The organism is Curtobacterium sp. AB451, assembly GCF_050585845.1.
Classification (GTDB): domain Bacteria; phylum Actinomycetota; class Actinomycetes; order Actinomycetales; family Microbacteriaceae; genus Curtobacterium.
Genome location: NZ_JBOBQG010000004.1, coordinates 572,252 through 592,552, shown reverse-complemented (window position 1 = coordinate 592,552; position 20,301 = coordinate 572,252). Strand labels below are relative to the sequence as shown.

The 20,301-nt window shown below is 71.0% G+C and carries 19 protein-coding genes; 5 read left to right on the top strand and 14 right to left on the bottom strand.

Annotation, left to right across the window (positions count from 1 at the left end; genetic code table 11):
* Positions 1-14: 14 nt before the first annotated feature.
* From ilvN to otsA, 5 genes are all read right to left on the bottom strand, one after another.
* Positions 15-515: an acetolactate synthase small subunit gene (gene ilvN / locus ACQXVK_RS12685; protein ID WP_022907763.1), complete on the bottom strand. Its 501-nt coding sequence runs from the start codon at positions 513-515 to the stop codon at positions 15-17.
* Entirely contained in the window at positions 512-2,335 is a 1,824-nt protein-coding gene (locus tag ACQXVK_RS12680) for an acetolactate synthase large subunit (protein WP_430853765.1), read from the bottom strand. The genes ilvN and ACQXVK_RS12680 overlap by 4 nt, the downstream gene beginning before the upstream one ends.
* A 46-nt stretch (positions 2,336-2,381) precedes the next feature.
* Positions 2,382-4,076, bottom strand: coding sequence for a dihydroxy-acid dehydratase (gene ilvD / locus ACQXVK_RS12675; protein ID WP_402268048.1), 1,695 nt, complete (start codon positions 4,074-4,076; stop codon positions 2,382-2,384).
* Positions 4,077-4,173: 97 nt separating this feature from the next.
* Complete coding sequence (otsB, locus tag ACQXVK_RS12670) at positions 4,174-4,962, bottom strand: trehalose-phosphatase (RefSeq protein WP_430853764.1); 789 nt, start codon at positions 4,960-4,962, stop codon at positions 4,174-4,176.
* The gene (gene otsA / locus ACQXVK_RS12665; RefSeq protein ID WP_022907767.1) at positions 4,955-6,547 is read right to left on the bottom strand and encodes an alpha,alpha-trehalose-phosphate synthase (UDP-forming); all 1,593 of its coding nucleotides are present in this window, start codon (positions 6,545-6,547) and stop codon (positions 4,955-4,957) included. Before otsA ends, otsB begins: the two co-directional genes overlap by 8 nt.
* Positions 6,548-6,727: 180 nt before the next feature.
* On the opposite strand from otsA, the gene ACQXVK_RS12660 reads away from it, so the two are divergent.
* Positions 6,728-7,699, top strand: coding sequence for a magnesium transporter CorA family protein (locus ACQXVK_RS12660; protein WP_430853763.1), 972 nt, complete (start codon positions 6,728-6,730; stop codon positions 7,697-7,699).
* 12 nt (positions 7,700-7,711) lie between these two features.
* Here the strand turns inward: ACQXVK_RS12660 and ACQXVK_RS12655 are convergent, their stop codons facing one another.
* Positions 7,712-8,863, bottom strand: a complete 1,152-nt coding sequence (locus ACQXVK_RS12655) for an SLC13 family permease (RefSeq protein ID WP_416395663.1) — start codon at positions 8,861-8,863, stop codon at positions 7,712-7,714.
* A 92-nt stretch (positions 8,864-8,955) separates the two neighbouring features.
* Here ACQXVK_RS12655 and ACQXVK_RS12650 point away from each other — a divergent pair, with 92 nt between their 5' ends.
* A complete protein-coding gene (locus ACQXVK_RS12650) occupies positions 8,956-9,147 on the top strand; it encodes a hypothetical protein (protein ID WP_402268058.1) in 192 nt (63 codons plus the stop codon).
* Between the two features lie 104 nt (positions 9,148-9,251).
* Here ACQXVK_RS12650 and ACQXVK_RS12645 read toward each other — a convergent pair whose 3' ends face one another.
* From ACQXVK_RS12645 to ACQXVK_RS12630, 4 genes are all read right to left on the bottom strand, one after another.
* Positions 9,252-10,418 (bottom strand): mechanosensitive ion channel family protein, encoded by a 1,167-nt coding sequence (locus ACQXVK_RS12645; protein ID WP_430853762.1) that lies wholly within the window; start codon positions 10,416-10,418, stop codon positions 9,252-9,254.
* 107 nt (positions 10,419-10,525) lie between these two features.
* Complete coding sequence (locus tag ACQXVK_RS12640) at positions 10,526-11,515, bottom strand: glycine betaine ABC transporter substrate-binding protein (protein WP_430853761.1); 990 nt, start codon at positions 11,513-11,515, stop codon at positions 10,526-10,528.
* Between the two features lie 14 nt (positions 11,516-11,529).
* Positions 11,530-12,552 (bottom strand): ABC transporter permease, encoded by a 1,023-nt coding sequence (locus tag ACQXVK_RS12635; protein WP_430853760.1) that lies wholly within the window; start codon positions 12,550-12,552, stop codon positions 11,530-11,532.
* Positions 12,549-13,925 (bottom strand): quaternary amine ABC transporter ATP-binding protein, encoded by a 1,377-nt coding sequence (locus ACQXVK_RS12630; protein WP_430853780.1) that lies wholly within the window; start codon positions 13,923-13,925, stop codon positions 12,549-12,551. The genes ACQXVK_RS12635 and ACQXVK_RS12630 overlap by 4 nt, the downstream gene beginning before the upstream one ends.
* Before the next feature lie 426 nt (positions 13,926-14,351).
* Between ACQXVK_RS12630 and ACQXVK_RS12625 the strand changes: the two genes are divergently transcribed.
* Positions 14,352-15,977, top strand: coding sequence for an amino acid permease (locus ACQXVK_RS12625; protein ID WP_430853759.1), 1,626 nt, complete (start codon positions 14,352-14,354; stop codon positions 15,975-15,977).
* A 96-nt stretch (positions 15,978-16,073) separates the two neighbouring features.
* Positions 16,074-16,379, top strand: coding sequence for a hypothetical protein (locus tag ACQXVK_RS12620; RefSeq protein WP_022905206.1), 306 nt, complete (start codon positions 16,074-16,076; stop codon positions 16,377-16,379).
* A gap of 862 nt (positions 16,380-17,241) precedes the next feature.
* Here the strand turns inward: ACQXVK_RS12620 and ACQXVK_RS12615 are convergent.
* The 4 genes from ACQXVK_RS12615 to ACQXVK_RS12600 form a co-directional block, all read right to left on the bottom strand.
* A complete protein-coding gene (locus ACQXVK_RS12615) occupies positions 17,242-17,454 on the bottom strand; it encodes an SCO4848 family membrane protein (RefSeq protein ID WP_430853758.1) in 213 nt (70 codons plus the stop codon).
* A gap of 196 nt (positions 17,455-17,650) precedes the next feature.
* Positions 17,651-18,577, bottom strand: coding sequence for a hypothetical protein (locus tag ACQXVK_RS12610; RefSeq protein ID WP_430853757.1), 927 nt, complete (start codon positions 18,575-18,577; stop codon positions 17,651-17,653).
* Positions 18,574-19,041 (bottom strand): ImmA/IrrE family metallo-endopeptidase, encoded by a 468-nt coding sequence (locus ACQXVK_RS12605; RefSeq protein WP_402268077.1) that lies wholly within the window; start codon positions 19,039-19,041, stop codon positions 18,574-18,576. The genes ACQXVK_RS12610 and ACQXVK_RS12605 overlap by 4 nt, the downstream gene beginning before the upstream one ends.
* Positions 19,038-19,478, bottom strand: a complete 441-nt coding sequence (locus ACQXVK_RS12600; protein ID WP_022905933.1) for a hypothetical protein — start codon at positions 19,476-19,478, stop codon at positions 19,038-19,040. The genes ACQXVK_RS12605 and ACQXVK_RS12600 overlap by 4 nt, the downstream gene beginning before the upstream one ends.
* An 84-nt stretch (positions 19,479-19,562) precedes the next feature.
* On the opposite strand from ACQXVK_RS12600, the gene ACQXVK_RS12595 reads away from it, so the two are divergent.
* Positions 19,563-20,213 carry an IMPACT family protein gene (locus tag ACQXVK_RS12595; protein WP_430853756.1) on the top strand — a complete coding sequence of 217 codons (651 nt, stop codon included), beginning with the start codon at positions 19,563-19,565 and terminating at the stop codon, positions 20,211-20,213.
* Positions 20,214-20,301 lie beyond the last annotated feature (88 nt).

Here is a 20,301-nt window from a genome sequence, read left to right as displayed (position 1 = left end):
GCCACGGGTCGCGGTCAGCGCACCCGGTCGGTGATGCTCTTGGGCCCACGGCCCATGCCGAGGAGGCCCGCGCGGGCGAGCTCCTTGATGCCGTAGGGCTCGAGCACGCGGAGGATCGCCTGGATCTTGCCGGGGTCGCCGGTCACCTCGACGATGAGCGAGTCGTTCGCGACGTCGACGACCTGTGCACGGAACAGGTTCACTGCCTCGAGCACGGCCGACCGCGTCTGGTTGTCCACCCGCACCTTCACGAGCATGTGCTCGCGCTGGACGGACTGCGAGAAGTCCAGCTCGACGATCTTGATGACGTTGACCAGCTTGTTGAGCTGCTTCGTCACCTGCTCGAGCGGGAGGTCCTCGACGTCGACGACGACCGTGATGCGGCTGAGGCCGTCGACCTCGGTGTTGCCCACGGCGAGGGACTCGATGTTGAACCCGCGTCGGGCGAAGAGGCCGGCGACGCGCGTGAGCAGACCCGGCTTGTCCTCGACGAGGAGGGAGAGGACGTGGCTCATGCGGTTTCCCCCGTCATGTCGGCGTCCTCGTCGTCCCACGTGGGGGCGAGGGCCTGGGCGTACTCGATGGACGAGTTGCTGACACCCTGCGGGACCATCGGCCAGACCATCGAGTCGCGGCTCACGACGAAGTCGATCACCACGGGGCGGTCGTTCGTCTCGAGCGCGAGCTGGATGGCGGCGTCGACCTCCTCCGGCTTCTCGACGCGGATGCCGAGGGCACCGTAGGCGTCGGCGAGCTTCACGAAGTCCGGGACCCGGCGGGTGCCGTGTCCGGTCTGCAGGTCGGTGAACGAGTGCCGTCCGTCGTAGAACAGCGTCTGCCACTGCCGCACCATGCCGAGCGACGAGTTGTTGATGACCGCGACCTTGATCGGGATGTCGTTGATGACGCAGGTCGCGAGCTCCTGGTTCGTCATCTGGAAGCAGCCGTCGCCGTCGATCGCCCAGACCACGCGGTCGGGCTGGGCGACCTTCGCGCCCATCGCCGCGGGGACGGAGTAGCCCATCGTGCCGGCGCCGCCGGAGTTCAGCCAGGCGTTCGGCCGCTCGTACTTGATGAACTGCGCCGACCACATCTGGTGCTGACCGACACCGGAGGCGTACACGGCCTCGGGGCCGGAGAGCTCGCCGATGCGGCGGATGATCGCCTGCGGTGCGAGGAGCCCGTCGGTCGGTTCCGCGTAGCCGAGCGGGAAGTCGGTGCGCAGCTGGTCGAGCTTCGTCCACCAGTCGGCGGTGGAGGCACGCTCGTCCGCCGGCACGCCGTTCCAGGCGTCGAGCAGGTCGACCAGGACCTCGCGCGCATCGCCCACGATCGGGACGTCGGCGAAGCGGATCTTCGAGATCTCCGCCGGGTCGATGTCGACGTGCACGACCTTGGCGTTCGGCGCGAACTCGTCGGCCTTGCCGGTCACGCGGTCGTCGAACCGGGCGCCGAGCGCGATGATCAGGTCGCTGTCCTGCAGCCCGAGCACCGCGGGGACGGTGCCGTGCATGCCGGGCATGCCGAGGTGCTGCGGGTGCGAGTCCGGGAACGCACCACGGGCCATCAGCGTCGTGACGACCGGCGCACCGGTGGCCTCGGCGAAGCGGAGCAGCTCGGCCGTCGCGCCGGAGCGGACGACGCCGCCGCCGACGTACAGCACCGGGCGCTCGGCCTCGCCCAGGAGCTGGGCGGCCGCGGCGATCTGCTTGCCGTGCGCCTTGGTCACCGGACGGTAGCCGGGCAGGTCGATCTTGGGCGGCCAGACGTAGGGCGCCGACTTCTGCTGGGCGTCCTTCGTGATGTCGACGAGGACGGGGCCGGGGCGCCCGGTCGTCGCGATGAGGTGCGCCGCGGCGAGGGTCGCCGGCACGTCGGCCGGGTCGGTCACGAGGAACGAGTGCTTCGTGATCGGCATCGTGATGCCGACGATGTCGGCTTCCTGGAAGGCGTCGGTGCCCATGAGCGTCGAGAACACCTGGCCGGTGATCGCGATGAACGGCACCGAGTCCATGTAGGCGTCGGCGATCGCGGTGACGAGGTTCGTCGCGCCGGGGCCCGAGGTCGCGATGGCGACCCCGACCTTGCCGGACGCCGAGGCGTAGCCCTCGGCGGCGTGGCCGGCGCCCTGTTCGTGCCGGACGAGGACGTGGCGGATCGTCGTGGACGCCATCAGCTCGTCGTAGAACGGGATGATGGCACCGCCCGGCAGGCCGAAGACGTCGGTGATCCCGAGGTGCTCGAGCGTCCGGAGGACGGCTCCCGAGCCGGTCAGGATCTCCGGCGTCCGGCGTGCACCGGCGGCCGCGGACAGCGGAGTGGCTTCCGTGGGCATGAGGTGTTCCTTGCCTGGAGAGGTGGCGATGGTGCGTGTGTCGACGCTAGCCCGTGACCGCGCCCTTGGCGGCGGACTGGACGAGCTTCGCGAACTTCGCGAGGACTCCGCGGGTGTAGCGCGGGGGCAGCGGGGCCCAGCCTGCTCGGCGGGCTTCCAGCTCGGCGTCGTCGACCAGTAGGTCGAGCGAGCGAGCCGCGATGTCGACACGGATGCGGTCGCCATCGCGCACGAATGCGACTGGACCTGCGTCCACCGCTTCCGGTGCGATGTGGCCGATGCACAGGCCGGTTGTGCCGCCTGAGAATCGTCCGTCCGTCAACAGTAGTACATCCTTGCCGAGTCCAGCGCCCTTGATGGCCGCGGTGATGGCGAGCATCTCGCGCATGCCGGGTCCGCCCTTGGGGCCCTCGTACCGGATGACGACGACGTCGCCCTTCTGGATCTGCCCCTCGGTGAGGGCGTCCATGGCGGCGCGCTCGCGGTCGAACACCCGTGCCGGGCCCTCGAAGACCTCGGCGTCGAACCCGGCCGTCTTCACGACCGCGCCCTCGGGGGCGAACGAGCCCTGCAGGATCGTCAGGCCGCCGGTGGCGTGGATCGGGTTGTCGAGCGTGCGGAAGACCTCGCCGTCGAGTGCCGGCGGATCGATCTCGGCGAGGTTCTCGGCGAGGGTCTTGCCCGTGACGGTCATGACGTCGCCGTGCAGCAGACCCGCGTCGAGCAGTGCCTTCATGATCACCGGGATGCCGCCGTTGCGGTCCACGTCGACCATGACGTACTTGCCGAACGGCTTCATGTCCGCCAGGTGCGGGACCTTCGAGCCGATGCGGTTGAAGTCGTCGAGGGACAGCTCGACCTCGGCCTCGTGCGCGATCGCCAGGAGGTGGAGGACGACGTTCGTGGAGCCTCCGAGCGCCATGGCGACGGCGATGGCGTTCTCGAACGCCTCCTTCGTCAGGATCTGGCGCGCGGTGATGCCGTGCCGGAGCATGTTCACCACGGCTTCGCCGGAGCGGTGCGCGTAGTAGTCACGACGACGGTCCGCGCTGGGCGGCGCCGCCGAACCGGGCAGCGACATGCCGAGGGCCTCGGCGACCGACGCCATGGTGTTCGCGGTGTACATGCCACCGCAGGCGCCCTCGCCCGGGACGATGGCGCACTCGATCTTCTTGAGCTCCTCTTCGCTCATCGTGCCCGCCTTGCAGGCGCCGACACCCTCGAAGGAGTCGATGATCGTGACTTCCTTCATCGTGCCGTCGGCCTGCTTGACGTACCCGGGCATGACCGAGCCGGCGTAGAGGAAGACGCTCGCGAGGTCGAGTCGCGCCGCGGCCATGAGCATCCCGGGCAGGGACTTGTCGCAGCCGGCGAGCAGGACGGTGCCGTCCAGGCGCTCGGCGTTGACGACCGTCTCGACGCTGTCGGCGATGACCTCGCGCGAGACCAGGGAGAAGTGCATGCCCTCGTGGCCCATCGAGATCCCGTCGGAGACGGAGATGGTCCCGAACTGGAGCGGGTACCCGCCGCCGGAGTGGACGCCTTCCTTGGCGCCCTGCGCGAGGCGGTCGAGGGAGAGGTTGCAGGGGGTGATCTCGTTCCAGGAGGACGCGATCCCGATCTGCGGCTTCTCCCAGTCCTCGTCGCCCATCCCGACGGCCCGCAGCATGCCACGCGAGGTGGTTGCTTCGATCCCGTCGGTGACGACCCGGCTGCGGGGCTTCACGTCGATGTCAGGCATGGGGTGAGTCTAGGCGCAGTTGGGATACCAGGCGGACAACAACATGCGTTCGCATGCGGTCGGGCCATGGCGGGCCGGGAGGCGCGGGTCGGGTCCGTCAGGCCGGTCGCGTCGCGCGCGCCCGGGCGAGCTGCTTCAGGACGGCGGTCAGGGCGGTCGGGTCGGCCACGCGGTAGCCGGCGAGCGTGTCGCCCTCCCCCACCTTGACGCCCACGTCGCCGTCACCGAGCACGCGGAAGGCGTCCTCGTCGGTGACGTCGTCGCCCGCGAAGAACACCGCGTCGGCGCCGTGCAGGTCGCGCAGGCGGGCGATCGCGTCGCCCTTCGTGACGTGTCGGACGGCGAACTCGAGGATGTCCTTGCCCCCGCGCTCGAGGACCTCGGGGTCGGCGTCGTGCGCCGCTGCGCTCGCGGCCCGGTCCGCCTCGGCGGCGACCTCGGCGCTGACCCGGCGTGTGTGCACACCGTGACCGGCGGGCTTGTGCTCGATGACGACGCCCGGGAACCGCTCCCCGACGGCGTCGAGCGCGGCACCGATCCGAGCGACGCGGGCCTGCTCGTCGGCCGTCAGCGCGGCCTCGTCGTGTCCGTCCACGCGCCACTCGACGCCGTGCGAGCCGACGAGTGCCATGTCCTCGGGTGCGTGCGTGACCGCGGCGAGGCTGCCGAGCGGGCGGCCCGAGACGAGGACGACCTCGGTGTCCTTCGCCCGGTGCAGGGTGAGGACCGCGGCCCACGAGCCCGGCAGCGCGCCGACCTGGGACGGGTCGTCGGCGAACGGCGCGAGCGTGCCGTCGAAGTCGAGGGCGACGATGAGTCGCGGCGCAGCCGCGAGCGTCTCGAGGGCCCGGTCGATCGCGGTCTGGTCGGTCGTCGTCTCAGGCATCCCGCGCCTCCCGGGTGTCCTCGGCCGCACGCGCGGTCTGCGCGTCCTGGTCGAAGATCGACATGTTGTCCGTCTGCGCCTCGCGGTGCTGGTCCTTCGGGTCGGCCGCGGAGGGGTCGATCTGGGCGTTCTTCGGCGCGTGCCGGTCCAGGGCCTCGAGGAACGAGCGCGACCAGCGCGCCACGTCGTTGTCGCGGACGCGCTTCCGGAGCGCGCGCATGCGGGTGGACCGCTCACGCCTCGGCATCTCGATGGCGCGCTGGATCGAGTCCTTCAGCGCACCGATGTCGTGCGGGTTGACGATGACGGCCTGCTTCAGCTCGTCGGCGGCACCGGCGAACTCGGACAGGATGAGGACGCCGTCGTTGTCGAACCGGGCCGCGACGTACTCCTTCGCGACGAGGTTCATGCCGTCCCGGAGGGCCGTCACGAGCATGATGTCGGCGGCGAGGTAGAGCGCCACCATCTCCTCGCGCGGGTAGCCGTGGTGCAGGTACGCGATCGGCTGGTGTCCGATCACGCCGAGGTCGCCGTTGATCCGGCCGACCGTGAGCTCGATCTCGTCGCGGAGCGTCGCGTACGTGTCGACACGCTCGCGGCTCGGGCTGGCGACCTGCACGAGCGTCGCGTCCTCGACCCGGATCCGGCCGTCCTCGACGAGTTCACCGAAGGCCTTGATGCGGTGCCGGATGCCCTTCGTGTAGTCCAGCCGGTCGACGCCGAGCAGGACTGTCTTCGGGTTGCCGAGGCTCGCGCGGATCTCGCGGGCGCGCTCCTGGACCTCGGGGCGGTGCGCGATCTCCTCGAAGCCGGCGGCGTCGATCGAGATCGGGAAGTGCCGGGCCTCGACGTGCCGCACGGTGATGCCCTTGCGGCTGCGCGGGGCGTCCGGGTCGTCGACCGGGACGTCGATCGTCTGCCCCTTGGTCGTGTAGCCCTTGATGTGCCGGACCGCGCGGAGGAAGTCGCTCGCGTCGTCGTGCCGCTGGAACCCGATGACGTCCGCACCGAGCAGTCCGTCGAGGATCTGCGCGCGCCAGGGGAGCTGGGCGTAGATGCCGACGGGCGGGAACGGGATGTGGTTGAAGAACCCGATCGTCAGGTCGGGTCGCATCGCACGGAGGAGCGCCGGGACGAGCTGCAGCTGGTAGTCCTGCACCCAGACGATGCCGTCCTGCTCCACGATCTCGGCGATCTGCTCGGCGAACCGCTGGTTCACGCGCTTGTAGGCGTTCCACCAGTCGCGGTGGTAGCTCGGGTGCTCGATGACGTCGTGGTACAGCGGCCAGAGGGTGTCGTTGCTGAACCCCTCGTAGTACTCCTCGACGTCGTCGTTGCTCAGGGGGACGGGCACGATGTGGATGCCCTCGTTGTCGAACGGGGCGACCTCGACGTCGGGCTGACCCACCCAGCCGACCCAGGCACCGTCGTTCGCGCGCATCACCGGCTCGAGCGCCGTGACGAGACCGCCGGGCGAGTGCCGCCAGCCCTCGTTGCCGTCCTCGTCGACGACGCGGTCCACCGGCAGGCGGTTCGAGGCGACGACGAACGCGTAGCGGGTCTGGTCGGTGCGGGGTGCTGCCATGGGGTGCTGGGATCTCCGTTCCGCCCGGCACGATCGCCGGGTTCGGTGCCGAAGCTACCAGCGTGCCGACAGCGGATTCACGGCGGATCGGCGGATTCCGACGCGCTGCGTGCACCGGGGACGGGCAGCGCACGGCCGGCCCCGGGGTTCCGGAGGGCGTGGCTCAGTAGGCTCGGGGGCATGGCCATGACACGGGCGTGGCGGAACGGCACGGCGGCGGAACGCGACTTCCCGGTCGACCGCATCTCCGACCTCATCGCCGAGGACGGCACGTTCGTCTGGGTCGACTACACCGACCCGGACCCGACCGACCTCGAGCACGTCGAGGCCGAGCTCGGCATCCACGCGCTCGCGGTCGAGGACGCCGTCGAACGCGGCCAACGACCGAAGCTCGACCGCTACCGCGACAGCCTCTTCCTGGTCGTCTACGACGTGGACGGTCTCGACCACGCCGGGGACCTCACCGTCCACGAGGTGAAGGCGTTCGTCACCGCACACGCCCTCGTCACGATCCACGGCGCCGACGTCGACACCGGGTCCGTCGAACGCCGCCTCGAGGCGACCACGGACCTCGCCGACCACGGCGTCCCGTGGTTGGTGTGGGGACTGCTCGACGCGGTGACCGACCACGCCACGAGTGCGGTCGAGGACATCGAGCGGCGGATCGACGAGCTCGAGGAGGACCTCTTCGAGCACGGCACGCCCCGCGAGCAGCAGATCCAGCGGCGGTCGTTCCGGCTCCGGAAGGCCCTCGGCGTCCTGCGGCGCCAGGTGGTCCCGACCCGGGACAGCGTCGCCTCGCTGCTGCACGGCGACGCCGAGACGATCTCGAACGGCATCCGCCCCTACTTCCGCGACGTCGAGGACCACCTCGTGTCGATCACGGACTCCGTCGACCAGCTCCGCGACGCGGTGTCGAGCGTCCTCGACACGAACCTCAACCTGGCGTCGAACCGGCAGAACACGGTCATGAAGAAGGTGACGAGCTGGGCGGCGATCATCGCGATCCCGACGGCCATCACGGGGTTCTTCGGCCAGAACCTGAAGTTCCCGGGGATGGGCCAGTGGAGCGGCCTCTACTTCTCCCTCGGGCTCATCATCGCCTCGTCGCTGACGCTGTACCGCGTGTTCAAGACGAAGGACTGGCTGTAGCGCCCGGGCGGGTCAGAGCCGCAGCGCGAGCACCCCGGCCACGACCGTGAGCGGTGCCACGATGCACCCGAGCGCCATGTAGCGCCCCCACGACAGGTGGACGCCCTCGGACGACAGCCGGGCGTGCCACAGCAGCGTCGCGAGCGATGCCCACGGCGTGATGAGGCAGCCGGCGTTCACGCCGACGAGGAGTGCCGCGTACCGCAGGGCCTCGTGCCCGGCCGCGGGCTCGAGCACGAGGTAGGCGGGCAGGTTGTCGATCGCGTTCGCCGCCACCGCGCCGGCACCGCCGAGTGCCAGGAGCGGACCCGTCCCGGTGCCACCGGGCAGCGCGTCCACGATCGGGTCCGTGAGCCCGGTGGTGTGCAGGGTCTCGACGACGACGAACAGCCCCGCGGCGAACAGCAGGGTGGACCACGGCACGCGGGAGATCCGGAGCTCCGACGGCGCGCGGAAGGCGGCGACGACGACGAGCACCACCGCAGCGACCACGGCGGCGATCCAGACGGTCACGCCCGCGGTCAGTGCGACGACGAGCGCGACGAGCACCGCAGAGGCCGACCAGAAGAACACCGGGTCGGCGGCACCGCGCACCGCGACCGGCGTGTACCGGCCGAAGAGCTTGCCGCGGAACACCACGAGGAGCACGGCGCACGGGATGACGACCCCGGCGAGCGCCGCCCACACCATGAGCCCGGCGAACGGGATCGGTCCGTCGAGCCCGATCCGGTCGACGGCGAGCAGGTTCGTCAGGTTCGACACGGGCAGGAGCAGCGACGCCGTGTTCGCGAGCCAGACGGTCGTCAGCGCGAACGGCATGGGCGGCAGGCCGACGCGGCGCGCGAGCGTGATGACGATCGGCGTGAGGAGCACCGCCGTGGTGTCGATCGACAGGAAGACGGTGCACAGGACGGCGAGCACGACGACGGCGCCCCACAGCCCGATGGTGCGACCGCCACCCACCCGGGCGGCGAGGTCGGCGAGCCGGTCGAAGACGCCGGCGTCCGCGGCGAGCTCGGCGACGACGGTGAGGCCGAGCACGAACGCCAGGACCGGGACGACCCGGTCGGCGAGCTCGGCGAGGTCGGACAGGGGCAGCAGCCCGAGGGCGACGCACACCGCGCCGACCACGAGCAGGACTCCGCCGATGACGGCCTGGCGCACGGTGACTCCTCGAACTGCACACCGGCAGGGTGACCGGCGGCGCTCCAATGTAGCGGCCGGTAGCGTTGACGGGACGACCAGAGGAGGAACCCGTGCGGAAGTTCATGTTCAGCGGTGCCGTGTGGAGCTCGATCATCAGCGGCTACAGCGTGCTGCAGACCACCCGGCAGGGCCCGCGTGACTGGCGCCTGGCGCTCACGTGGGTGGCGTGGATCGCGACGACGCTCGTGGCGATCGGCACCGTGGTCGAGGACGACCGTGCCGTGAAGGCGCGGCAGCCCTAGGGCCGGTGCGGCACCCCTGGGGCCGACTCGCGAGGCGACCGGGGGACGGACGGGAGGCACGTGCCGGGTCCGCCACGTGCCTCCCGTCCGTCCGTGGGGTGCGGCTACGGCAGGTCGGCGGGACGGACGTCGGACGTGCTGATCGGCCCGGTGAACATCGCGGCGCGGTCGTCGTGGTCCCCACCGAAGAGCGCGGAGGACGCCGCGGTCGACGCGCTCCGTCGCCGGGGCTGGGCGACGTCCTCGACCATGAGCACGCGCTGCACCGGCTGGGCGTCGGGGTGGGTGCGCTGGATCCAGGCGACGAGTTCCTCGCGGACGTAGCACCGCAGGTCGAAGAGCGCCGGTGCGTCGTGTGCGGTGACGAGCACCCGCACGTGCACGAAGCCCTGGACGGCGTCGGTGACCTGGAGCACCTGCACCCGGCGGTCCCACAGCTCGGTGCGCTCGAGGATCCGCTCGAGCTCGGCGCGCATGTCACCCGGGCGGACCCGCCAGTCGAGGTCGAACTCCACGGCGCCGAGCAGTTCGCTGTTCGTGCGCGTCCAGTTCTCGAACGGGGTGCTCGTGAAGTAGGTCGACGGGAGCACGAAGCGTCGGTCGTCCCAGAGGTGCACGACGACGTAGGTCAGCGTGATCTCCTCGATCCGCCCCCACTGCTGCTCGACCACCACGACGTCGTCGACCCGGATCGACCCGGAGAACGCGAGCTGCATGCCGGCGAACACGTTGCCGAGCGTCGACTGCGCCGCGAGTCCGGCGATGACCGAGATGAGCCCGGCGGAGGCCAGGACGCTCGCACCCGCGGCCTCGACCCCGGGGAAGGTGAGCAGGATGGCCCCGACCGCGATGATGACGAGCACGGCGACCGTCAGCCGTCGGAGCACCAGCACCTGGGTCTTCACGCGTCGGGCGACGCGGTTGTCGGGGACGTCGGTGCGGTAGCGGTGCAGCCCGAGGCTCTCGAGGAAGATCGCGACCTCGCACGCCAACCAGCAGCCGGTGCCGATGACGGCGATGAGGAACACGTGCGAGACCTCGTCGCGCCACGGGTACGCGCTGGTGTCCGGGATGCTCGTCGCGAACGCAGTCCAGGTCATGGCGATGAGCAGCACCGTCCGGAAGGGGTGCTTCACGCGGCGGGAGAGGACGGACGCCCAGCGTTCCCGTCTGGCGAGTGATCGGAAGACGAGGTGGGTGACGAGTGCCGCGACGGCGGTGATGAGCAGCGCGAACCCGACCGCGACGAGGAGCCGGAGGAGGATGTCCATCCCTCCATCGAAGCAACCCCCGGCGGGCCTCGCCCAGGAACGCGACCGCCCCGACGACGGGAGGCGCGGTGCCGGACCGGCACCGCGCCTCCTGGCAGGGACTGCTGCTACTTCGTCGACGTGAGCGAGTCCACGTAGTCCTGGTGCTCGGACGCCCACTTCGCGGTGATCGCGGGGTACTCGCTCGTCTTCGCGCCGCTGTTCACGAGCGCGTTCTCGAGCGAGTAGAGCGTGTCGGAGTCCATCTCGAAGTCCTCCATCCACTTCGACGCCTGCGGGAAGTCGTCGCCGAAGTCCTTCTTGGCGATCGTGTGGATCTCCTCGTTCTTGCCGAGGGCGCCCTTCGGGTCCTCGAGGTCCTTGATCGGGAAGGCGTCGTACGCCCAGTGCGGACGCCACAGCGTCACGACGACGTCCTGCTGCTTCGCGATGGCGGCCTTGAGGTCGGCGAGCATCGCCGGCGTCGAGCTCGTGACGAAGTCCATGCCGTCGAGGCCGTACTGCGGGATCACCTGGTCCTGCACGACCTTCGTCTCGCCGGCTGCGGGCTCGATGCCGACGATCCGGTTGCCGAAGTCCGACGCCTTCGCCTTGAGCTCGTCGATCGAGTCGATGTCGGAGTACTCCGGCACGGCGAGTTCGAGGGACGCCTGCTCGTTCCACGCGCCGAGGTCCGTCAGGTCCTTGCCGTACGTGTCCATGTACTCCTTGTGCGTGTTCGGCAGCCAGGTGTCGAACACGACGTCGTAGTCGCCGGAGGCGAGGCCCGTGTACGCCGGCGCGACGTCGGAGTTGGTGAGCTGGACGTCGTAGCCCTGCTGCTCGAGGACGTGCTTCCAGAGGTAGCTGGCGGCGGTGTCCTCGTCCCAGCCGTTGAAGACGACGACGTGCATCGACTTCTGGTCGCCGTTGTCGACCGTGCCCGATGCCCCGTAGTAGCCGGGCGGCATGCAGGCGGACAGGCCGAGGGCGGTGGTGGCGGCGAGGGCGGCCGCGGCGAGGACGCGGCGGGTGCGCGGGGTGCGGTTGCGCGGGGTGCGGTTGCGCGGGGTGCGGTTGCGCGGGGTGCGGTTGCGCGGGGTGCTGGTGCGCTTCATGGTGTGGTCCTTCCTCACGCGTCGACGGTCGGGCGGTCGGTGACCGCTTCGGTGGTGGCGGCGGTCTGTGCGGTCGCCGCGGACGGGGTCGCGGTCGCGCTCGCCGCGTTCGGGGTCGCGGTCGCGCTCGCCGCGTTCGGGGTCGCGGTCGCGCGCTTCCGGCGTCCGAAGAGCCTGGAGGCGCGGCCCGAGTCGCCGCCGAGCGCTGCGGTCAGACGGTCCAGCAGGATCGCCAGGACCACGACCGACAGGCCGGCCTCCGCTCCGAGACCGACGTCGATGCGGTTCAGCGAGGCGACGATCTGCTCCCCCAGACCACCGGCGCCGACCATGCCGGCGATGACGACCATCGAGAGCGACAGCATGATGACCTGGTTGATGCCCGCCATGATGCTGGCCTTCGCGAGCGGCAGCTGGATCTGCCGGAGGATGCGCCACGGGCTCGAGCCGAACGCGGCGCCGGCCTCGACGACCTCGCTCGGGACCCCGCGGATGCCGAGCTCGGTGAGCCGGACACCGGGGGCCATCGCGAACACGATCGTCGCGACGATGCCGGGGACGACACCGACGCGGAAGAGCAGCAGCGCCGGGATGAGGTAGACGAACGCGGGCGTCGTCTGCATGAAGTCCAGCACCGGCCGGATGACCCGGCTCGCGGCGTCGGAGCGGGCCGCCCAGATGCCGAGCGGGATGCTGAAGACCACCGCGAGGCCCGCGGCGACGATCACGAGCGCGAGCGTGTCCATCGCGTTCGTCCACTGGCCGACGCTGACGATGAAGAGCAGGCCGACGGCGGCGCCGAGCGCGAGCTTCCAGCCCTTGGCGACGAACGCGAGGACGACGAGGATCGCGACGACGACCCAGAACGGCGGCGTGGCGAGGAAGTACTCCATCCACGCGTCCATCCAGGTGAAGACGTAGCGGACGACGTCGAAGAAGCCGGAGAGGTAGGTGGTGATCCAGTCGACGATCGCTGCGACCCAGGTGCCGAGGGGCAGGTGGAAGTCGCCGAAGGAGTTGGTACCGGGGGTGATCATGCGTGGTCTCCTTCGGTGGTGGGCGTCGTGGCGGCGGGCGGCGTCGCGGCAGCGGGCGGCGTCTCGCCGGCGTCGGCGAGGGTCGAGTCCATGTCGGAGTCGCTGATCCGGGTGACCGGTTCGAGCACCGGGATGGGCATCGTCGCGGTCGGCACGTTGCCGAGGGCGGCGAGCAGCGTCACACGCGGGACGACCCCGAGCAGGCGCCCCTCGTCGTCGACGACCGCGATCGGCAGCGGCGACTCGACGGCGAGTTCGAACAGGTCGGTGAGCGCGGTGTCCGGCGCGACGCGCGCGAACTCGGTGTTCACGATGGCGTCGAGGTCGGTGTCGCCGGCCTTGACCTGGCGCATGACGTGCCGGTCGCGGACCCAGCCCTCGAGCTTCCGGCCGCGTCCGGTGACGAAGACCGCCGCCGTCTGCAGGTCGCGCATCGTGCGGAGGGCGCCACGGGGGCCGACCGTCAGCGGGACCGCGGCGCGCGCGGGCTCCATGACGCTCGACGCGGTGAGCACCCGAGCGCGGTCGACGTCCTGCACGAACTGGGCGACGTAGTCGTTCGCCGGGTCGGTGAGGATCTCCTCCGGCGATCCGATCTGCACGATCCGTCCGTCGCGCATTACGGCGATGCGGTCGCCGAGGAACATCGCCTCGTTGAGGTCGTGGGTGATGAAGACGATCGTCTTGCCGAGTCGCTGCTGCAGGTCGACGAGCTGCTCCTGCATCTCGCGGCGGATCAGCGGGTCGAGTGCGCTGAACGCCTCGTCCATGAGCAGGACGTCGGTCTCGGCGGCGAGGGCGCGGGCGATGCCGACACGCTGCTGCATGCCGCCGGAGAGCTCGTCAGGCTTCGCGTCCGCCCAGACGTCGAGTCCGACGAGGCCGATCACCTCGCGGGCCTTGGCGAGCCGGGTGGCCTTGTCGACGCCGTTCACCTCGAGGCCGAACGCGACGTTCTCGAGCACGGTGCGGTGCGGCAGGAGCGCGAAGTGCTGGAAGACCATCGACACGCTCGACCGACGGATGTCGCGGACCTGGCGCGGGGTGGCCCCCGTGACGGTGCGACCGCCGATCTCGACGTGCCCCGCCGTCGGTTCGAGCAGGCCGTTCAGCATGCGGATGAGCGTCGACTTGCCCGAGCCGGACAGACCCATGACGACGAAGATCTCGCCGGGACGCACGTCGAAGGACGCGTCGATCACGGCCGCCGAGCCGAGGTCGCGGACCTCGTCACGGGTGGCCCCGGCGGCGAGCCGGCGGACCGCCTCGCCTGGACGGCGGCCGAACACCTTGTAGGCGCCGTGCACGCGCACGGCCGGCACGCCGGTGGGGTTGTCCGGCGTGGTGGCACGCCGGTCCTGGGGTGGTGCGATGGTCAACGGTGCTCCTCGCGGGACCGCGGCGCGGTGGGCGCACGGCGGTACCGGTGGTTGCGGACGGGTCGCCCGGCACCGTGTTCGGCGGCACCGCATCGAGCCCGCGCAACGGCGCAGGGCGAGCGATCACGCACGCGGGGGACGTACTCGGGACGGCCCCGGTCCGGCCGACCGTACGGCCCCCGCTGTGCTGCTGCGGTGGACGCGTCCTGATCGTCGGTGTCCCTGAAGGGACGTTCAACGCTATCGGCGGTTGTCCCCCGACGCGAATCCGGGTCCGCCGGAATCCCGGCACCTGTGTACCCCGTTCACGGCGTGTCGCGCGCCCTGCCAACGATCGGGATCGTGACCGGTCCGTTGTGTTGCAGGACATTCGCATGGTTGTGTGCCACCCCGGTTCGGGGCACCTGTAGCGTGTCGCGCATGACAGCGCAGAACGACACCGGCGTGGACCGCGCGCCCGCGAACGACTTCTCGCACGAGCAGGAGGGCTACCAGCACGGTCTGAAGCCCCGGCAACTGCAGATGATCGCCATCGGCGGTGCGATCGGCACCGGGCTCTTCCTCGGCGCGGGTGGCCGACTGCACACGGCGGGACCGGCCCTGGCGGTCGTCTACCTCATCGCGGGCGTCTTCGCGTTCTTCATCCTGCGGGCCCTCGGCGAGCTCGTGCTGCACCGTCCCTCGTCCGGGTCGTTCATCTCCTACGCGCGCGAGTTCTTCGGTGAGAAGTTCGCGTACGCCGCCGGGTGGATGTACTTCCTCAACTGGGCGATGACCTCGATCGTGGACACCACCGCCGTCGCGCTGTACCTGCACTACTGGGCCGGGCCGCGCGCGGTGCCGCAGTGGGCCCTCGCCCTCGCGGCGCTCCTCGTCGTGCTGGCGGCCAACCTCGTCGCCGTGAAGGTCTTCGGTGAGCTCGAGTTCTGGTTCGCGATCATCAAGGTCGCCGCCCTGGTGGCCTTCCTCATCGTGGCCCTCGTCTGGCTCGTGTTCGCGTTCCCGGTCGAGACGGGCGGCGAGACGGTCCGCACCGGGTTCAGCATCTGGTCCGACAACGGCGGACTCTTCCCGACCGGACTCCTGCCGGCGGTCCTCGTCGTGCAGGGTGTCGTCTTCGCCTACGCCGCCATCGAGCTGGTCGGCACCGCCTCCGGCGAGACGCAGGACACCGAGAAGGTCATCCCCCGCGCGATCAACTCGGTCGTCTTCCGCATCGCCGTGTTCTACGTCGGGTCGGTCGTCCTCCTCTCGCTGCTCCTGCCGTACACGTCGTACAAGGACGGCGTCAGCCCGTTCGTGACCTTCTTCTCGTCGATCGGCAACCCGCAGGTCGGCCAGGTCGTCGGGTCGATCATGAACTTCGTCGTGCTCACGGCAGCGCTGTCCTCGCTGAACGCCGGGCTCTACTCCACCGGTCGCGCGCTGCACTCGATGGGCATGAACGGTTCGGCGCCGAAGTGGACCACGAAGATGACCAAGGGCGGCGTGCCGTTCGCGGGCATCCTGCTGACCTCGGCGTTCACGCTGGTCGGAGTCTTCCTGAACCTCTTCGTGCCGAAGCAGGCGTTCGAGATCGCGCTGAACATCGCGAGCCTCGGCATCATCACCGCCTGGGGCACGATCATCCTCTGCCAGATGAAGCTCCGCTCGTGGGCGAAGCAGGGGCTCGCGAAGGAGCCGTCGTTCAAGCTGCCGGGCGCGCCGTACACGTCCTGGCTGACGCTGGTGTTCCTCGCGACCGTCATCGTGCTGATGGCGATCGACTACCCGATCGGCACGTACACGATCGCGTCCCTCATCATCGTGATCCCGCTGCTCATCCTCGGCTGGTTCCTGCAGCGCGACCGCATCCTCCGCATCGCCTCGCTCCGTTCGGGCATCACCGGTCCGTACCCGGTGACCGGCCGGGACCCGGCGAACCAGGTGCGCCGCGGTGCCGGAGCGTCGGCTCCGGCGGACGACGAGTCAGGGTCGTCCTCGGCCGACGCGTCGGGATCGTCCTCGGCCGGCGACGCCGGGTCGGACACCGACCGTCGGCGCTGATCGCGGCGGACCACGCACGGACCCGAGTGTCCGGATAGCGAAACCGCACGCCGCACGCGTGTGAGAGGGTCCGGCACCCGTCGGTACGATCGGCGGGTGCCGGACCCTTCTGTCTCCCCCACGCTCGACCTGCAGCTGACCTGGCGCGGCACCTTCGGCCGTGTCCGGGTCTTCCACGACCGTGTCGCCGCCGAGACCAGCTACGAGCGGGACGCCCTGACCGCCGTGCCCATGGACGCCGTGCGCGGCTGGCGGATCGAGCCGTGCGACTTCGACGCGGTGTGCGTCGAGTTCGTCACGCCCGGGGAGACCTACCGGGTGCTGCTCGACACAACCGACGAGCGGGTCGCCGGCCTCGCGCTGCGCCGGGCGCTCGGCGCGCCGCTGCCGTCGGAGTCCTGACACCGGTGCGCCGCCCGCCGGTCTGAGCTCCGCTGTCCTGGGCGCCCGCCGGGCGCGATCGCCTGCGGGACCGGAAGCGTGTGGCGGGCCGGCACCGCACCGGCCGGCGGCAGGCGCGATGCGGACCGGCGCCGCACCGGCTGGCGACACGTGCACCGTGCGCGCCTGCGCACTCCGTGCGCGGTTCCGCGCACCGTGTCAACTTGTAACGCCGCACCCAGCCACCAACGCCGCACCAGCAGGCGACGGCCGCACCGTGCGGACGAGAGGCCCGCGGCGGCCCGGCACCGCGCCTCCGGTCCGCACCGTGCGCACCCCCTCACCCCATGCGGACGGGAGGAACGTGGCGGGTCGGCACCGCGCCTACAGTCCGCACCGTGCGTGAGTACTCACCCCGTGTGCGGTCCCGCGCACCGTGGCAGCTTGTAACGTCGCACCCAGCCAACAACGCCGCACACGCTGGCGACAGCCGCACCGTGCGGACGGGAGGAACGTCGCGGGTCGGCGCCGCGCCTCCAGTCCGCACCGTGCGCACCTGCGCACCCCGTGCGCGGTCCCGCGCACCGTGGCAGCTTGCAACGCCGCACCCAGCCATCAACGCGGCACCAGCCGGCGACCGCCGCACCGTGCGGACGGGAGGAACGTGGCGGACCGGCACCGCGCCTCCCGCCCGCACCGTGCGTGCCTGCTCACCCCGTGCGCGGTTCCGCGCACGGTGGCAGCTCGTAGCGCCGCACCTAGCCACCAACGCCGCACCAGCCGGCGACGGCCGCACCGTGCGGACCACAGGCCCGTGGCGGGCCGGCACGACGCCTCCAGGCCGTCACGTCACCGGCGGAGCGCGCCGCCACGCCGGGCGCGCTCAGACGAGCAGCAGGATCCCCGCGACCACCGCAGCGACGGCGATCGCCAGCGCGATGAGCAGCAGCACGAGGTGCACCGTGTAGAACGTCGTCGGCTTGCCGGCGGCATCGCGCGCCCGCGAGTCCTTCGCGACGCGCTGGAAGAAGCGCGGCCACGTGACGACGTTGAAGATGGCACCGATGAACAGGACGAGGGCTGCGAAGACGGTCACCCGACGATCCTAGACACCGCGGAACGGCCGTCCGGCGGCGGATCGGGGCCGGTGGTGCTCGGCCGCCCCCAACGCGGCCGAGTCCCACCCCGTGCTGCCACATTGCCTGTAGCAACTGCTACAAACCTTACACGGCGCCACTGGAGGAATCGACCTGCCCAGTGGGGCCGATGTCCCGTTCTGGTAACGACTCGCGCTAGGCGGTCTCGAGGGCGGCCTCGGCGTCGGCCAGCGCCCGTCGTTCGGTGTCGCTCAGCTGCTGGCGTGCCCGACGCGCACCGTCGTTGATCTCGACGATGAGCCGGCTGAGGCGCGTCGCCGGGTCCCCGGAGTCCGGGTAGGCGTTGTCGGTCCCGATCCGGGCGTGCAACGGCGTCAGGGTGCGGAGCGCCGACTCCACCCGACGCCAGCGGCGACGGCGGGAGACCTGGTGGCCGATGACGAGCAGGAGCATCCCCGACGACACGCAGATCACCGCGCCCGGGGTCGTGACGTCGTACGGCAGGGCGAGGGACCGGGTCACGCCGAGGTCCCCCAGGACGTGCGCGAGGTCCATCACCACGACGACGACCATGCGGACGACCCCGAGGAGCCCACCGAGCACGAGGACCCAGAGTCCGACGAGGTCCGTGGTCGTGCGGGCCTCGCCGAGGTGCACGATCGAGATCAGCCCGGTCGCACCGAGCGCGACGCCGAGGTACACCGTCTGCGCGATCGAGTACACCGTGGCTGCCGGGTGCGACCCCGCATCGAGCATGAAGGTCGTCGTCGTCGCGGGCTTGTCGAGCACGGTGAACGCCACGATCACCACCACGACGACGACCGCGCAGGTGACGACGATCGCGTTCCGGAGCCAGGGCCGCGCGGCACCGACGGCCTTCGCCACGCCCCACAGCAGGGTGCTCGTCCCCGCGACCATGAGGCAGTCGCTGACCACGGTGACGACGTTGAAGCCGCCGAACAGCGGATCGAGCCACAGGTACAGCGGGTCGACGTTCGTGACGATGGTCGCCGCGAACAGCAGGAACGTGACCGCGAGCGTCCGGTCCTGGCCGCGCTGGAGCACGAAGAGCGTGATGGTCCCGGCGATCAGGAGCAGCGCCTGGACGACGGAGACGATCACCCGAACACCCCGCGGAACGCACTCGGACGATCGCGGTGGCCGCGGATGAGCCCGGCGAGCCGGTCGGCGAAGACCTCGGCCTCGTGCTCGTACTCGTTCGAGAACAGCCCGCGGGCGAGGGCCCGCTCGACCTTGTACTCCGGCAGGTCCGGGATGACGTCGCGGATGTAGGCCGCCTGCGGTGCGTGGTCCTGGTGACGGTGCAGGATGTGGCCGAGTTCGTGACCGATGACGAACGACCGGAAGGTGCGCGACGCCGTCGGGGAGATCATCACGAGGTGCTGCCGTTCGAGCGTCGCCACGAAGCCGCACACGGGCTCCGCCGCGAGGAACGCCTCTTCACGGACGACGATCGGCTTGCGGACCACCTCGGCTGCGGCGGCGACGGCCTGGTCGACGTCGGACCACCCCTCGGCCGCACCACGTGCCCAGAACGCCTCGACGAGGTCCGTCGGCGCGCTCATGCGACGCTCCCCCGAGCGGACTCCTCCTCGAGCACCTCGGCGATGCGACGGAGGGCTTCGGGCGAGAGCTCACCGGGGAAGGTCCGGGCGGCGAACCCGCTCACGCGCGCCGACCGCAGGGACCGGACGAGCGCGAGCTGGGCGCCGATGCGCTCGGGGACGTCGCTGTCCTCGAGCAGGAAGCGCTCGTCGACCTCGAAGAACCCCGCGAGCAGGCGGAGGAGCCCGGTGTCGCGGTTCCGACGGCCGTCGCCGGAGAGCATGTACGTCCACTTCGCCCGGGAGAGCGAGCCACCCTGGGCGGCGACGTACTCCTCGACCGCGGCGAACGGCACCGGCGCACCGCGCTGCGCTTCCTCGAAGTCGAGGAGGAGGTTGAGTCGGCGCGCGAGTTCCGCAGCGTCGAGCGCGCCACCCCTCGGGTCTGCTGTCGCCATGTCGATCGGACTCCTCCCCAGCCGCACGTCGTGCAGCACATGGTAGCGCGGGACCCCGACACCGACCTCGCTAGCCTCGGACGGGTGAGCACCTCGTACCCGTCCACGATCGCGGCACCGGTCGAGCACGAGATCGTCGTCACGAAGTCGCGGTTCATCACGACCGTGGCGCCGGTCTCCTCCGTCGAGGACGCCGACCGCGTCATCGCCGAGGTCCGTCGCCGTCGGTGGGACGCCCAGCACACCTGCACCGCGATGGTCACCGGGGTGCTCGGTGACCAGGCCCGGTCGAGCGACGACGGCGAACCGTCCGGTACCGCCGGCGTGCCGATGCTCGAGGTGCTCCGGCGCCGCGGGCTGACCGACGTCGTCGCGGTCGTCACGCGGTACTTCGGCGGGGTGAAGCTCGGCGCCGGCGGACTCGTCCGCGCCTACTCGACCTCGGTCTCCGAGACCCTCGACCGCGCGGCGCTCGTGCACCGACGCCCGCTCACCCGGGTGACCGTCGACGTCCCGCACGCCGAAGCCGGCCGGATCGACAACGTGCTGCGCGACTGGGTCCGGCGCCACGACGCGACGCTCGGCGAGCCCGCGTACGGCAGCACGGCGACGTTCGAGCTGTGGGTGCCCGGTGCCGCGGTCGAGCCGCTGCGGGCCGACCTGGCCGCGGGATCGGCGGGCGCCCTCGCGCCGGTCGTCGGCGAGGAACGCGTGGTCGACGTCGCCGCTGAGTGAGGCGCACGATTTCGGTGCCGGATCGCACGCCGGGCGTGTCCCGCCCCGGAGGCCCCACGGGCCCGGGGACGACGAAGGCCCCGGCTCT

Excerpts from the sequence above, each read along its gene's own strand:
- ilvN (WP_022907763.1), bottom strand. The coding sequence starts at position 515 with ATGAGCCACGTCCTCTCCCTCCTCGTCGAGGACAAGCCGGGTCTGCTC.
- ACQXVK_RS12680 (WP_430853765.1), bottom strand. The coding sequence starts at position 2,335 with ATGCCCACGGAAGCCACTCCGCTGTCCGCGGCCGCCGGTGCACGCCGG.
- ilvD (WP_402268048.1), bottom strand. The coding sequence starts at position 4,076 with ATGCCTGACATCGACGTGAAGCCCCGCAGCCGGGTCGTCACCGACGGG.
- otsB (WP_430853764.1), bottom strand. The coding sequence starts at position 4,962 with ATGCCTGAGACGACGACCGACCAGACCGCGATCGACCGGGCCCTCGAG.
- otsA (WP_022907767.1), bottom strand. The coding sequence starts at position 6,547 with ATGGCAGCACCCCGCACCGACCAGACCCGCTACGCGTTCGTCGTCGCC.
- ACQXVK_RS12660 (WP_430853763.1), top strand. The coding sequence starts at position 6,728 with ATGGCCATGACACGGGCGTGGCGGAACGGCACGGCGGCGGAACGCGAC.
- ACQXVK_RS12645 (WP_430853762.1), bottom strand. The coding sequence starts at position 10,418 with ATGGACATCCTCCTCCGGCTCCTCGTCGCGGTCGGGTTCGCGCTGCTC.
- ACQXVK_RS12640 (WP_430853761.1), bottom strand. The coding sequence starts at position 11,515 with ATGAAGCGCACCAGCACCCCGCGCAACCGCACCCCGCGCAACCGCACC.
- ACQXVK_RS12635 (WP_430853760.1), bottom strand. The coding sequence starts at position 12,552 with ATGATCACCCCCGGTACCAACTCCTTCGGCGACTTCCACCTGCCCCTC.
- ACQXVK_RS12625 (WP_430853759.1), top strand. The coding sequence starts at position 14,352 with ATGACAGCGCAGAACGACACCGGCGTGGACCGCGCGCCCGCGAACGAC.
- ACQXVK_RS12605 (WP_402268077.1), bottom strand. The coding sequence starts at position 19,041 with ATGAGCGCGCCGACGGACCTCGTCGAGGCGTTCTGGGCACGTGGTGCG.
- ACQXVK_RS12600 (WP_022905933.1), bottom strand. The coding sequence starts at position 19,478 with ATGGCGACAGCAGACCCGAGGGGTGGCGCGCTCGACGCTGCGGAACTC.